This is a genomic window from Jiangella ureilytica (genome assembly GCF_004348545.1).
In the GTDB taxonomy this organism is placed as follows: domain Bacteria; phylum Actinomycetota; class Actinomycetes; order Jiangellales; family Jiangellaceae; genus Jiangella; species Jiangella ureilytica.
The window spans coordinates 61,738-75,207 of sequence record NZ_SMKL01000011.1; the positions used below are offsets into that span (position 1 = coordinate 61,738).

Here is a 13,470-nt window from a genome sequence, read left to right on the forward strand (position 1 = left end):
GTGCGCGCTGCCACCGCCGCCGACCTGGACGACCTCGTCCGGGTCTTCCTGGCCTGCTGGCGCACCAGCTACACCGCGACGCTGCCGCCGCACCTGGTCGCGTCGATGACGGACGACCGCGCCCGGGCACTGTGGCGCGGCGCGGCCGAGTCCGTCCGGCCCGGCGAGCTCCTGGTCGCGGTCGACGACGGTGTCACGGTGGGCGTCACGCGCTACGCGGTCACCGGCGCCGGAGAGGGCGCCGTCCACTCCCTCTACGTCCACCCCGACGCCCAGGGCCGCGGCGCCGGGGGCCGGCTGCTGGCCGAGGCGGTGCGTCGGCTGGGCGAGCGCGGCGTGCGGGCCGCCCGGCTGTGGGTGTTCCGCGACAACGCGCCGTCGCGCCGCTTCTACGCCGCGCAGGGCTGGGTGCCCGACGGCGCGCAGCGGGTGCAGGACGAGTTCGGCGAGCCGGAGCTGCGGCTGACCCGGCAGGTCCCCGGCCCCGCCGAGCATCCCGCCGTCGCCGCCGCCGTCGAGCGGATCCTCGAGCCCGGGCCGTCGTGGACGCCGCCGGCCGGCGCCGTCGTCATGGTCCGCACACCGGCCGGGACCTTCGCCCACGCCGCCGGCGACCGGCTGCCCGGCGCCGCCCCGATGACGGTGTCGGCGGTGCACGACCTCGCCTCCGTGACGAAGCTGGTCACGACGGCGATGTGCCTGCGGCTGGTGTCGGCAGGGCGCCTCGGCCTCGACGACGACGTGCGCGCTCACCTGCCGTCGTTCGCCCACGCCGTCACCGTCCGGCAGCTGTTGCTGCACCGCGCCGGGCTGTGGGAGTGGTGGCCGTTCTACGTCGGCGCCCGGCACACGGACGCGGCGTTCGAACAGCTCGACACGCTGCCGCTGCGCTACCCGCCGGACTCCGCCCGGCACTACTCCGACCTCGGCTTCATGCTGCTCGGGCGCATCGTCGCCGCGGTCACCGGGGGCGGGCTGCGCGCGGCCGTCCGCGACCTGGTCGCCGAGCCGCTCGGCCTACCCACCCTCGGCTACGGTCCGCGCACCGACGACGAGCTCGCCGCCGCCGCTGCCGACGGCGACGACGTCGAGCGCCGCATGCTCGCGACGTCGGCCCCGTACCCCGTCCCGTTCGGCCCCGGCGACATGGACCGCTGGCGCGACGGACCGGTGATCGGCACGGCGGCCGACGGCAACGCGTTCCATGCGCTCGACGGCGTGAGCGGTCACGCCGGCCTGTTCGCGGCGGCGCCGGACCTGCTGGCGTTCGCGGTCGCGGCCGCCGGCACCGCCGACAGCCCGCTGTGGGACGCCGCCACCGCCCGGACGTTCCTCGCCGAAGGACCCGACGCCGGGCAGGCCCTCGGCTGGCGCACGGACACGCTGCGGGCCGGCCCGGACACCGTCGAGCTGCGCTACCACCCCGGCTACACCGGGACCACCGTCGCCATGGTCCCCGGCCACGGCATCGCGTTCGTCGTCGCGACCAACCGGCTGGTGACGGCCGGCGAGCCCGCGACCAACGACCACCTCCGCCAGGTCGCCGCCGCCGCGGTCGAGGACCTGCTGTCCGCCGCCTCCCCCGTCACGACACCGACGAGGTACCCATGACGACCGACCCGCTGCTCTCGATCCGCAACCTCTCCGTCACGTTCGCTACCCCGGCCGGGCCCGTGGCCGCCGTCACCGGCGTCAGCATCGACCTGGCGGCGGGCCGGACGCTCGCGGTGGTCGGCGAGTCGGGCTCGGGCAAGTCGACGACGGCCGCGGCGATCAACCGGCTGCTGCCGGGCAACGGCACCATCACGTCGGGCTCGATCCACTTCGATGGACGCGACCTCGCCACGGCGAGTGAGCGCGAGCTGGTCGCGATCCGCGGCGCCCGCATCGGGCTGATCCCGCAGGACCCGATGTCGAACCTCAACCCGATGCAGCGGATCGGCACCCAGATCGCCGAGGCGCTCGAGGTGCACGGGCGCACCACCGGCCGCGCCACCGACCGGCGCGTCGTGGAGCTGCTGGACCTCGTCGGCATCCCCGAGCCGGAGCGGCGGGTCCGGCAGTTCCCGCACGAGTTCTCCGGCGGCATGCGCCAGCGCGCGCTCATCGCGATGGGGCTGGCCTGCGAGCCGGCCCTGCTGATCGCCGACGAGCCCACGTCCGCGCTCGACGTCACCGTCCAGCGGCGGATCCTCGACCAGCTCGACACCCTGACCGACCGCATGGGCACCGCCGTCTTCCTCATCACCCATGACCTCGGCCTCGCCGCCGAGCGAGCGGACACCGTCGTCGTCATGTACCGCGGCGAGATCGTCGAGACCGGCCCGGCCCGCGACCTCCTCGAGAACCCGCAGCACGACTACACGAAAGCGCTGATCGCCGCCGCACCGAGCCTCAGCTCGCGCGAGCTGGTCCGGCCCGCGGAGGGTCGTCCCGCCGAGATCGGGCCGCTGGTCGAGGTGAGCGGCCTCTCCAAGGAGTTCGCCATCCGCTCCGGCCGCGGCCGGAAGCAGTCCTTCCTCGCCGTCGACGGTGTCGGCTTCACCATTCCGCGGCGCCAGACGGTGTCGCTGGTCGGCGAGTCCGGCTCCGGCAAGTCGACGACGGCCAACCTGCTGCTCGGACTGGAGGACGCGACGTCGGGATCGGTCCGGTTCGACGGCGCCGAGCTGGTCGGCATGAGCCGGCGGCAGCTGTTCGCGTTCCGCCGCAGGGTCCAGCCGGTGTTCCAGAACCCGTACTCGTCGCTCGACCCCCGCTACACGGTCCTGCGCTCGATCACCGAGCCGCTGCAGGTGCACGACATCGGCGACGCGCGGTCGCGGCGGCAGCGCGCGCACGAACTGCTCGACCAGGTCGCTCTGCCGCCCGAGACGGCCGAGCGGCTGCCGCACGAGCTCAGCGGCGGGCAGCGGCAGCGCGTGGCCATCGCGAGGGCATTGGCGCTGGAGCCCGAGCTGGTCATCCTCGACGAGGCGGTCTCGGCGCTGGACGTGATCGTGCAGAACCAGATCCTCGAGCTGCTCGCCGGGCTGCAGCAGCGCCTCGGCCTCAGCTACCTGCTGATCAGTCACGACCTCGCCGTCGTGCGGATGCTCTCGCACCAGGTGCACGTCATGCGCCGCGGCCGCATCATCGAGAGCGGCACCCCCGCCCAGATCTTCGACGACCCGCGCGAGGACTACACCCGTGAACTGCTCAGCGCGATCCCCGGCGAGCACCGCGCCGCGTCCTGACGGGCCGTTCTTGCCTTGACGCATGCGTCAAGGATTACCGTCGAGACATGCGCATCGGCGACCTCGCCCAGCGGGCCGGCACCACCACCCGCGCCCTGCGGTTCTACGAGTCACAGGGCCTGCTCATGGCGCAGCGGGCCCCCAACGGCTACCGCGAGTACGACGACGACGACCTGCGGCTGGTCACGGAGATCCAGACGCTGCAGCGCATCGGCTTCAGCCTCGACGACACCCGCCCGTTCGTCGACTGCCTGCGCTCGGGCCACGACTCCGGCGACGCCTGTGCCGACTCCCTCGAGACCTACCGGCGCAAACTCGCCGAGGTCGACGGCGTGCTCGCACGGCTGACCCGGATCCGCGCCGACATCCAGGACAAACTCGACGACGCCGAGGCACGGCACGAAGGGACGGACGCCCGATGACCACGGAGACGCTGACCGTGACGGATGAGACGTTCGAGCGCGAGGTGCTGGGCAACGACCTCCCCGTCCTGGTCGACTTCTGGGCCGAGTGGTGCCCGCCCTGCCACATGATCGCGCCCATGCTCGCCGAGCTCGCCGGCGAGCTCGAGGGCACCATCGCCATCCGCAAGGTCAACACCGACGAGAACCCCGAGCTGGGCGCCCGCTACCGCATCATGTCCCTGCCCACCCTCATGCTCTTCGTCGACGGCGAGCCGGTGCAGGCCCTGGTCGGCGCGCGGCCGAAGGCCCGGCTGCTCAAGGAGCTCGAGGACGCGCTCTCCCGATTCCCATGATCATCATCGAGAAGCCCGGGTTCCTAGGGGCGGACGCCGCGCACGGCCCAGGCGCGGGCGGTGAGCGCGACCGAGCCGTCGGCCCTCGTCGGCACCCGGTCGCGCAGCACAGTACGGATCGCCTCTTGCCGCGACGGCGGCAGCGCGGCGAGGTAGCCGGGCGCCGCGCCCTGGCCGCCGAGGAACGGCCGCCAGAAGTCGTCGAACGAGGCGAACACCGTCGGGATCTCGATGCCGCGCACGTCCACGTCGGCCAGCCCGGCGGCCAGCCACAGGCGCCGCAGCGGGTCCGGGCGGCACAGCGGGAAGCGGGTGCCCTCGTCGAGGGCGGCGCCGGCGGGGTCGACGCCGGCCGCGGCGGCCCAGAAATGCCGCATCATCTGCATGCCCTCGGCGTAGTCCCAGACATAGGCGGCGACGACGGCGCCCGGCGCGGCCGCGCGGACGGACTCCGCCGCGGCGGCGGTCGCGTCGGGCACGAAGTTCAGCGCCAGCCCGCTGACGACGGCGTCGGCGGCGCCGTCGTCGACCGGGAGAGAGTCCGCGGAGCCCGGCGAGAAGGTCGCGCCCGGGACCTCGGCGCGCGCCGTCGAGAGGAAGCCCTCGGACGGGTCGACGCCCACGACGGAGGCGGGGGCGGCGAGGTCGAGCACGCTCCGGGTCAGGGCGCCGGTGCCGCAGCCGACGTCGAGCCAGCGCCGGCCGGCCGGCACGCCGAGCCAGGGCACGAACTCGGCGGCGACGCGGCGGCTCCAGCGTCCGACGTATGCCTCGTAGGCGTCGCCGCGGGCCCACACGTCCAGCGTCATGACCTGACGATACGTCCTGTTCGCCGGATAAAGTGTGACCATGCGCCGTCGCATCATCGTCACCATCTCCGCGGTGGTGGTCGGGGCACTGGGCCTGGGCGCCGCCATCTGGTTCGGCGCGGTCCCGCACTGGCGGCCGGCCCTCGAGGACGGCGAGCGCTACGGCATCGACGTCTCAGCCCACCAGGGCGAGATCGACTGGGATGCCGTCGCCGGCGACGGCATCAAGTTCGCCTACATCAAGGCCTCCGAGGGGCAGAACTGGGTCGACGGGTACTTCGAGCAGAACTGGGACGGCGCGGAGCAGGCCGGCCTCGAGCGCGGCGCCTACCACTTCTTCACGCTCTGTGCGCCCGGCGAGGAGCAGGCGGAGAACTTCCTCGCGGTGGCGCCGCCCGACGACGACGCGCTGCCGCCGGTCATCGACCTGGAGCTGAGCGGCAACTGCAGCGACCGCCCGCCCGCCGACCAGGTCGCCGCCGAGGTCGACGCGTTCGTGCAGTTGGTGGAGGAGGCCTGGGGCCGGCACCTGCTGTTCTACGTCCGCCCCGACTGGGACGACGTCTACCCGCTCCGCGACGGCCTCGACCGGCGGCTCTGGGACTACCGCTTCTTCCGCCGTCCCACCGACGAGCGCTGGCACGTGTGGCAGGTGAACACGTTCGCCCGGGTCGACGGCATCGACGGCCCCGTCGACCTCGACATCATGCGCAACGACGAGGACCTGGTCGACTAGAACGCGAACCGGGTGGCGCCGTACGGCTCCTCGGCGCCCAGCGCGAACATCGCCGACGGCGTCACGCGGTAGACCTCCCGCGGCGGCGGCCAGGTTGCGCGCCTTGCGGGTGCCGGGTCCGGCGCTGGACCAGAACGCACCGTCGAGCCAGAGCAGGCCGACGGGCATGACGCGCGGCCGGCCGTCGGGGCGGACGGTCGCCAGCCAGCAGGTGTGCCGGTTCGGCCCGCCGTCGCAGGGCGCCTGCGGCACGCCCGCGTCGAGCCGCGCCAGCACCTTCTCCCACGGGATCAGCGGTGCGCCGTAGCGCTCGATGTCCGGTCGCTCACGGGTGCCGTCATCGTCGTCGCCTCCTGGCATCGGAACCGCCAGCGCGTAGACCATCGATGCCACCCGGAGTCATCGTCGCGCGAGCGGGGCTGGGTTTGCCCCGATGTGGGCGCGGGAAGATATGTGTACTGACACGCAGCCCGCCACCCGGAGGGACCCGGCATGATCGTGCTCGGACTGATCCTCATCGCCGCCGCGGCAGCGGTGGTCGTCGCCGCCGTCATCGCCGGCGGTGACACCGTCGCGCTCGACGCATTCGGCTACGACCTCGACTCCCCCGCGTGGGGCGTCTTCGCCGCCGGTGTCGCCACCGGCCTGCTCCTGCTGCTCGGCATCCTGGCGGTGGTCGCCGGGGCGAACCGTGCGCGGGCCCGGCGCGAGGAGATCGAGTACCTGCGCGAGCAGGTCGCCCGGCACGAGCGGCTGGCCGGCCGCGACGGCGACGACCCCGAGGTCGGCGAGTGGCTGGGACAGGCCCACGGGCGCAACCGCGGGGACGCCCCGGGCACCGAGACGACCGCCCGGCCCGGCGCGACGTCAGGCGCGGCGCCGCTCTACCGGCAGGGCTGACGGCGCACGGGTACCACCGGTCACCGCGACGGCCAGCAGGACCCACGCCAGGACGATCAGCGCCGGCGCGAGCGTCTCGCCGACGGTGTGCCAGCCGCTGATCACGACCTCCGCGAAGGTCGCCGCCACGGCCAGGACCGCCACGACGGTGACCCACCGGCGCGCCGCGGCCGGCGCGACCACCACGGCCAGCAGGGCGCCCGACAGCACCAGCGGCACGTGGCCGCTGAGCAGCACGTCGCCCGACGGACGGGCGCCGGGGAACGGCAGCCAGCCGGCCTTGACCGCCTGGACGGTGACATTGGAGCCCGCGGCGACCAGCCCCGCGAACAGCGCGAGCCGCGGGCTGCGCCGGTAGGCGACGACCGTCAGGACGACGATCAGCACCACCATGAACGGCGGCACGATGCGGCCGAAGCCGCCACGGAGCAGCCGCCACACACCGTCGCGCCAGCCGGAGACCGCGTCGGCGACCGAACGCTCGACGCCGTCGCCCCATGCGGTGCTGCTCAGAGCGTACGCGACCGCGACCGCCGCACCGAAGCAGGCCACCGCGGCGAGCACGGCGAGGACGCGCCCGGTGGACCCGGCGCTCATTCCGCCGTCGTCGCGGCGGCCGGCCCGGCGGCCGGCTCGATGGCCGCACCGCCGCCGACCTCGACGAACCGGTCGCCGGTGACGGGGCAGCGCCACGCGCCGTCGCCGTCCGCCTCCAGAGGTACGCCGGCCCGCCCCACCCACCGCAACCGTCGCGCCGGGACCCCGGCCACCAGCGCGTAGTCCGGCACGTCCGCCGTCACGACCGCGCCGGCCGCCACGGTGGCCCAGCGCCCGACGACCACCGGCGCGATGCAGACGGCCCGGGCGCCGACGGAGGCACCTTCGCGGAGCGTGACGCCCACGGGTGACCAGTCGGCCGCGGACTTCAGCGAGCCGTCGGGGTTCACCGCGCGCGGGTAGAGGTCGTTGGTGAGGACCGCCGCCGGGCCGACGAAGACGCCGTCCTCGAGCACGGCCGGCTCGTAGACCAGCGCGTAGTTCTGGATCTTGCATGCCCGGCCGACCCGCACGCCGGGCCCGATGTAGGCGCCGCGCCCGACGACGCAGTCGGCGCCGACGTCGGCGCCCTCACGCACCTGCGCGAGGTGCCAGACGGTGGTGCCGCCGGCGACGCTCGCCTGGGCGTCGACGTCGGCCGAGGCCGCGATCCTGGTGTCCACTCGATCCCCCCAATGCCGAGTCGTGCGCATCGGCGCCGGAGCCCCACCGCTCGCGTGGCGCAGATGTGAGGGATGAGGCTACAGTGAGAACGCCTGTGACGTGCCGCGGGGGGCGGTTCGCCGGATTGCAGGCGTTCGCACGGGTGGGGGGCCGCCGTGAAACACATTCCAGCCATGGCCGTTGCCATGGTTCTCGTCTGCGCCGTGGCCGCTTGTTCCGGCGACGGCGACTCTTCTGGTGCCGCGGGCGCCACCGAGACGGCGGCCGCGCCGGGCACGTCGGGCACGGTGCCCGGCGCGGAGCCTGCCGACCCGAACGCTACGGACGGCCAAGACGCGGGCGGCCGACCGACCGGCGCACCGAGCGACGGCGGCACTCCGCCCGGCAGCGGCGGCGCGAGCGAGGGCGACGGCAGCGAGGTCATCCCGGATCCGCAGGAGACCGCGCCGCGGCTCGACGAGCTCTACGAGGACCCGCCGGCGGCCGCGCCGCTCGCCCAAGTGCCGGCCGACGGCAGCGCCTCCGGCGCACTGGTCGACGGGTTCCCGGTCGACGTCATCGACCTGGTGCCCGACGCCGAGGTGACCTCGAGCGCGGTGTCCGCCGAGGGCAGCCGGGTCCAGATCTCCCTCGAGGCGACGGCGCCGGTGTCGCCCGAGGAGGTGCTCGGCCACTACCGCTCGCGCTTCGTCGCGGGCGGGTTCGCCGAGGCCGCCGTGCCGTCCGTCGCCGGCACCACCGCGGCGGCGTTCTCACGCTCCGGCGACGCCCTCGTCGTCAGCTCCCGCACCGATGGCGACGAGACCCTGTTCAGCGTGACCGGCGTGCTGGTCGCACAGGGCTGAGCACATGTACATCACGCTGCGGGATCGGCCGAAGGCCGGTGAGCAGGCACCGCCGCGCTCGAAGCAGAAGGTCTCGTCCGTCGTCGTGACGCTCGGCGTGGTCAGCCTGATGACCGACATCTCGTCCGAGGCGGTCGCGGCGATCCTCCCGCTGTACGTCACGGCCGCTCTCGGCCTGACGACCATCGCGTACGGCTTCATCGACGGGCTGATGCAGGGCGCCAGCGCGCTCGTCCGCATCGCCGGGGGCTGGGCCGCCGACCGGGGAGACCACCCGAAGTGGGTCGCCGTCGCCGGCTACGGCCTGTCCATGCTGACGCGGGCCGGGCTGCTGGTGGCCTCCGGGTTCGCCGCCATCACCGCCCTGGTCGCCGTCGACCGCGTCGGCAAGGGCATCCGCACGGCGCCGCGCGACGCGATGATCACCGCCGCGTCCGATCCGGCGCACCTCGGGCGCTCGTTCGGGGTGCACCGCACGCTCGACACCATCGGCGCCGCGCTCGGCCCGCTGCTCGCCTTCATCGTGCTGTGGGCGATCCCGGACGGCTACACCACCGTCTTCGTCCTCTCCCTGGGCTGCGCGGTCATCGGCTTCGCACTGCTGGCACTCCTGGTCCCGGACACGCGCCCTCGCCGCCAGGCGGCGTCGAAGACCGCCGGGGCGAAGCCCGCCGGCCGGCCGTTCAGCTGGCGCTCGGTCGCCGAGCCGCGGCTGCGCAGGCTGCTCGTCGTCTCTGGCGTGCTGGGGCTGCTCACCATCGGCGACGGCTTCATCTATCTCGCGCTGCAGTCGCGCGACGGGTTCGCGACCCAGTGGTTCCCGCTGCTCTACGTCGGGACCAACCTCGCCTACCTCGCGCTGGCCATCCCGGTCGGGCGGCTCGCCGACCGCGTCGGCCGGGCACGGGTGCTGGTCCTGGGACATCTGGCGCTGCTCGCCGCCTACCTCTGCGCCGGGGCGGCGACCGGCGTGGCCGGGCTGACCATCGCGGCGCTGGTCCTGCTCGGCGTGTTCTACGCCGCCACCGACGGCGTGCTGGCGGCGCTCGCCGGACAGCTGGCCGACACGTCGGTGCGCGCGGCCGCCATCGGGACCGCGCAGACGGTGGTAGCGGTCAGCCGCATGATCTCGGCGGCCGCGTTCGGCTTCCTCTGGTACGGCCTCGGCCGCGGCCCGGCCATGCTGCTGATGGCGGCGGTCCTCGCGGTCGCCGTCCCGGCCTGCTTCGTCGCCCTGCGCGGTCTCGACGCCGCGCGCGTCACCACCTCCGGAGCGGCATGATCGAACGCAAGCGGCGGGTCACCGTCTTCGTCCTCGTCGTCCTCGTGGTCGTCGTGGCGGCCGGCGCCTACGGCTGGTCGGAGTACTCCCGCAGCCGCGACGCGCAGACCACCGCCAGCGACGTCGACCTCGCGCCGGCGGACGCGCCCATCACGGGCGAGCGCATCGTCTTCCGCAGCACGGCGCCCGGCGACCTGTACGGCCGGGTGGCCGCCGTCGCGGCCGACGACCCCGGCGGCCCGCGGTCGGTGGCGCCGGTCGCGTGTGACCGCATCGATACCACTGGAGACCAATCGGTGTGCCTGCGGACCGACCGCGGCATCGTCACGACGTTCGAGGCGCAGCTGCTCGACGCCGACTGGCAGGTGATCCAGACCTGGCCGCTGCCGGGCATTCCCAGCCGGACGCGACTTTCGCCGGATGGATCACTGATCGCGACGACGTCATTCGTCACCGGACATTCCTATGCCACGACGGGTTTCTCCACGGAGACGGTGATCCACTCGGCCGGCGGTGACGACTACGGCAACATCGAGGAATTCACTCTGCTCGAGAACGGCGCGGAGATCGCTCCGGTCGACCGGAATATGTGGGGCGTCACGTTCGTCGACGACACCACGTTCTACGCCACGACGCAGTCGCGGGCACTGGGGCACACCTGGCTCGTCGAGGGCGACCTCGAGGCGCGGACCCTGAGCGTCGTGCGCGACGGCGTGGAGTGCCCGTCGCTCTCGCCCGACGGCAGCCGCATCGCGTTCAAGAAGGACGTCGACGACGGGTCGGGGGTCCACTGGTCCATCGCCGTACTCGACCTCGCCAGCGGCGAGGAGACCGTGCTCGACGAGGAGCGCAACGTCGACGACCAGGTCGAGTGGCTCGACGACGACACCCTCCTCTACGGCCTGCCGCGCGACGACGAACCGGGCGTGAGCGACGTGTGGGCGGTCCCGGCCGCGGGCGGCGCGCCGAAGGTGCTGATCCCCGAGGCGTGGTCACCCGCCGTTGTCAGATCGTGACAACCTCCGCGTCAACCGGCCGGACGGAACCGCGCGCCTGTGAGAGACTGCAGGTCAGAACCTCGTCGAGCGCGGAGCCGAACGAACGTGATCCTGAGTGACCTGCTCAACGCACTGCTGCGTCGCTGGTACGTGGTGCTGGTGGGACTGGTCGGCACGGGGGTCCTCTGCTTCCTGGTGGCGGCGCGGGTCGCACCCACCTACGAGTCCACGGCCACGGCCACGCTCGTGCCCGGCGAGTCCACCATCGCCGAGCGCGGCAACCCGCTCATGTACCTCGACGGGCTCATCCTGGCCCGCGACGTCCTGGTCCGGTCGCTGAGCTCTGACGACGTCCGCGAGCCCGTCCTCGAGGCCTTTCCGGGCGCCGATTTCGCGGTCGACGGCGACCCCGCCACCAGCGGTCCCATGATCGTCATCGAGTCGACGGCCGACACGCCCGACGCCGCGAGCGGCATCGTCCAGCGCGTGCTCGACGAGTTGCCGGCCCGCCTCGAGGCGCTCCAGGACGAGGTCGAGTCGCCCGCGGCCGACCGCATCTCGGTGCTCCCGCTGGCCGAGCCCGCGGCGCCCGAGACCGTCAACACAGCGGTCATCCGCGCCCTCGGCGGGGTCGCCGGCGCCGGCATCGTGGTCACCCTGATCATCACCGGACTGGTCGACGGCCTCATCGGCGGTCGCCGCCAGCGCGGGCGCGGCCGCGACCGCGCCCGCCCGAAGGCCAAGGCGGCCGCGCCGCACCCGCCCCCGCATCCCGCCGAGACGGCCGCCGACACACCCGCCGAATCCTCGGACGCGAAGCCGGAATCGAACCGCGAGAAGCCCGATTCCGAGAGCTCCGAGACGCCCGCGAAAACCGATCTTGAACCGGCGAGAATGCACCAGAGGTCTAATTAGAGCGGCACAGGTCCAGATGAGGGCGGCATCGAAATTCGGTGAATATTTCCTCATTTCGCTGCATAAGAACGCTCACGAGTGGGCAGACTGTCGATTGGCTCCAGCCGATTCGATGATCCCGATATTTGGACTCCAATGACTCACATGCCGATCCGCAGCCGTGCCAGCAGACGTATCCGTCGTGTCCGCCGTCGTCGAATCCGCATTCGCCTCTCCACCGCCATCGCCACCGTCGTGGCGATCGTGAGCGGTGTCACGGTCGCCCTCGCGCTCACTCCCGACGACGCGCGGTCGACCCACGGGATCTTCGCCGACGACCTCGCGCCGCGCACCGCTGTGGACCCGGACCGGCGTGCGGTCGAGCTGGGCGTGCGCTTCTCCCCGCAAGAGGGCGGCAGCGTCACGGCGCTGCAGTACTACCAAGGGTCGCGCACCCACGACGTCACCACCGCCACGCTCTGGTCGGCCGACGGCGACGTCCTCGCCCGGGCGTCGTTCGAGGCCAGCCGCTCGGTCGGCTGGCGCACGGTCGAGCTCGAGAAGCCCGTGCAGCTCACAGCCGGTGAGACCTACGTCGCGTCCTACCACGCGCCCCGTGGTGGTTACGCGGTCACCGAACGCGACCTGACCAGGCGGCAGGTCCGCAACGGCTTCCTCTTGCAGGCCGGCGCCGGCGTGTACCACTACAGCAGCCGCAGCCGCTTCCCCGACGACACCTACCAGGGCTCGAACTACCTCGTCGACATCGTGTACGACACCGACTCGCTGCCCACGGTGCCCCCTGTGCCGCCGGCCGAGTCTCCGAAGCCGACGCCGACCACGACGCCCACGCCGAAGCCCACCCCGACGGCCACGGCCACCCCGAAGCCGACTCCGACCCCCACGCCGACGCGCACGCCCACCGCGACGCCGAAGCCGACCCCGTCGCCCACGCCGACGCGACCGGCCGAGCCGTCGAACCCGGGCGCGTTCCCGACCCGCGAGTCCGCGGGCCTGCCGGACGGCTGGAGCCCGGAGCGCACCGTCCAGGGCGACCTGCGCATCACCGAGGCCGGTGCCGTCGTCGAGGACCTCCGCGTCGTCAACGGCACCATCTTCGTCGACGCCCCGAACGTGACGCTGCGCCGCATCGACGCCGTCGGCACCGGCGTCGTCAACGACCCGCGCAACATCTGCCGCAACGGCCTGGTCATCGAGGACTCCACGTTCACGCCACGCGACCGGACGTCCGACCAGGACATCTTCGTCATCGGCCCGGGCGGCTACACGGTGCGCAACGTCCTCATCGACGGCGTGCCCGAGGGCCTGCGGGCGGCCGGCGACGACTACGGCTGCGAGGGCGTCACCGTCGAGGACTCCTACATCAAGGTGTCGCCCCCGACCAGCTGTGGCGACTGGCATGGCGACGGCATCCAGGGCTACTACGGCGGGCACCTGAAGGTCCGCAACAGCACCGTCATCCTCGAGGAGGAGCAGGGCTGCTGGGGCACCGCGGCGTTCTTCTACCCGCACAGCCAGGGCAACACGTCGCTCGACGTCGACGGGCTGCTGGTGGCCGGTGGCGGCTATCCGTTCCGCAACGGCATGCCGGGCTCGGTCCGCAACCTCAACGTCGTCGAGGGCAGCTGGGGCTACGGGCCGATCGACGTGAAGTGCTCGGTCATGGAGACCTGGGAGGCCCAGGTGGTCCGGCTGGACGGCGCCGGCCAGCCGGTCCCGGTGAAGCCGATCAGCTGCTCGATGGAGGGCGGCCGGTAACCACCGGCCGGCG

General features: G+C 73.3%; 15 protein-coding genes and 1 pseudogene. 11 read left to right on the forward strand and 5 right to left on the reverse strand.

Annotation, left to right across the window (positions count from 1 at the left end):
* From E1212_RS06810 to trxA, 4 genes are read left to right on the forward strand one after another with little or no spacing between them, the layout of a single operon-like run.
* Positions 1–1,611 (forward strand): GNAT family N-acetyltransferase, encoded by a 1,611-nt coding sequence (locus tag E1212_RS06810; RefSeq protein WP_162605361.1) that lies wholly within the window; start codon positions 1–3, stop codon positions 1,609–1,611.
* Complete coding sequence (locus tag E1212_RS06815) at positions 1,608–3,236, forward strand: ABC transporter ATP-binding protein (protein ID WP_131980646.1); 1,629 nt, start codon at positions 1,608–1,610, stop codon at positions 3,234–3,236. The genes E1212_RS06810 and E1212_RS06815 overlap by 4 nt, the downstream gene beginning before the upstream one ends.
* A 47-nt stretch (positions 3,237–3,283) precedes the next feature.
* Positions 3,284–3,658 carry a MerR family transcriptional regulator gene (locus tag E1212_RS06820; protein WP_131980648.1) on the forward strand — a complete coding sequence of 125 codons (375 nt, stop codon included), beginning with the start codon at positions 3,284–3,286 and terminating at the stop codon, positions 3,656–3,658.
* Positions 3,655–3,993 (forward strand): thioredoxin, encoded by a 339-nt coding sequence (gene trxA, locus E1212_RS06825; RefSeq protein ID WP_131980650.1) that lies wholly within the window; start codon positions 3,655–3,657, stop codon positions 3,991–3,993. The genes E1212_RS06820 and trxA overlap by 4 nt, the downstream gene beginning before the upstream one ends.
* Positions 3,994–4,016: 23 nt before the next feature.
* On the opposite strand, the gene E1212_RS06830 is transcribed toward trxA, so the two are convergent.
* Complete coding sequence (locus E1212_RS06830) at positions 4,017–4,802, reverse strand: class I SAM-dependent methyltransferase (protein WP_131980652.1); 786 nt, start codon at positions 4,800–4,802, stop codon at positions 4,017–4,019.
* Between the two features lie 40 nt (positions 4,803–4,842).
* On the opposite strand from E1212_RS06830, the gene E1212_RS06835 reads away from it, so the two are divergent.
* Positions 4,843–5,538, forward strand: coding sequence for a GH25 family lysozyme (locus E1212_RS06835; RefSeq protein ID WP_203416528.1), 696 nt, complete (start codon positions 4,843–4,845; stop codon positions 5,536–5,538).
* Here E1212_RS06835 and E1212_RS29305 read toward each other — a convergent pair.
* Both E1212_RS29305 and E1212_RS31030 read right to left on the reverse strand, forming a co-directional pair.
* Entirely contained in the window at positions 5,535–5,678 is a 144-nt protein-coding gene (locus tag E1212_RS29305; RefSeq protein WP_162605362.1) for a hypothetical protein, read from the reverse strand. The two genes, E1212_RS06835 and E1212_RS29305, sit on opposite strands and share 4 nt — an antisense overlap.
* Positions 5,679–5,682: 4 nt before the next feature.
* Positions 5,683–5,922: pseudogene (locus E1212_RS31030) on the reverse strand (pyridoxamine 5'-phosphate oxidase family protein); the annotation flags it as partial.
* Positions 5,923–6,030: 108 nt separating this feature from the next.
* On the opposite strand from E1212_RS31030, the gene E1212_RS06845 reads away from it, so the two are divergent.
* The gene (locus E1212_RS06845) at positions 6,031–6,438 is read left to right on the forward strand and encodes a hypothetical protein (RefSeq protein ID WP_131980656.1); all 408 of its coding nucleotides are present in this window, start codon (positions 6,031–6,033) and stop codon (positions 6,436–6,438) included.
* Here the strand turns inward: E1212_RS06845 and E1212_RS06850 are convergent.
* The gene (locus E1212_RS06850; RefSeq protein WP_131980658.1) at positions 6,406–7,035 is read right to left on the reverse strand and encodes a hypothetical protein; all 630 of its coding nucleotides are present in this window, start codon (positions 7,033–7,035) and stop codon (positions 6,406–6,408) included. The genes E1212_RS06845 and E1212_RS06850 overlap by 33 nt on opposite strands.
* Positions 7,032–7,658: an acyltransferase gene (locus E1212_RS06855; protein WP_238992269.1), complete on the reverse strand. Its 627-nt coding sequence runs from the start codon at positions 7,656–7,658 to the stop codon at positions 7,032–7,034. The genes E1212_RS06850 and E1212_RS06855 overlap by 4 nt, the downstream gene beginning before the upstream one ends.
* Positions 7,659–7,832: 174 nt before the next feature.
* Here E1212_RS06855 and E1212_RS06860 point away from each other — a divergent pair, with 174 nt between their 5' ends.
* The 5 genes from E1212_RS06860 (at position 7,833) to E1212_RS06880 (ending at position 13,457) form a co-directional block, all read left to right on the forward strand.
* On the forward strand, positions 7,833–8,504 hold the full coding sequence (locus E1212_RS06860) for a hypothetical protein (protein ID WP_131980662.1): 672 nt from the start codon (positions 7,833–7,835) through the stop codon (positions 8,502–8,504).
* 4 nt (positions 8,505–8,508) lie between these two features.
* Positions 8,509–9,786, forward strand: a complete 1,278-nt coding sequence (locus E1212_RS06865; protein WP_131980664.1) for an MFS transporter — start codon at positions 8,509–8,511, stop codon at positions 9,784–9,786.
* Positions 9,783–10,802 carry a TolB family protein gene (locus E1212_RS06870; RefSeq protein ID WP_131980666.1) on the forward strand — a complete coding sequence of 340 codons (1,020 nt, stop codon included), beginning with the start codon at positions 9,783–9,785 and terminating at the stop codon, positions 10,800–10,802. Before E1212_RS06865 ends, E1212_RS06870 begins: the two co-directional genes overlap by 4 nt.
* Before the next feature lie 87 nt (positions 10,803–10,889).
* Complete coding sequence (locus E1212_RS06875) at positions 10,890–11,699, forward strand: YveK family protein (protein WP_131980668.1); 810 nt, start codon at positions 10,890–10,892, stop codon at positions 11,697–11,699.
* Positions 11,700–11,942: 243 nt separating this feature from the next.
* Positions 11,943–13,457: a DUF4082 domain-containing protein gene (locus E1212_RS06880; protein WP_162605363.1), complete on the forward strand. Its 1,515-nt coding sequence runs from the start codon at positions 11,943–11,945 to the stop codon at positions 13,455–13,457.
* Positions 13,458–13,470: the final 13 nt, after the last annotated feature.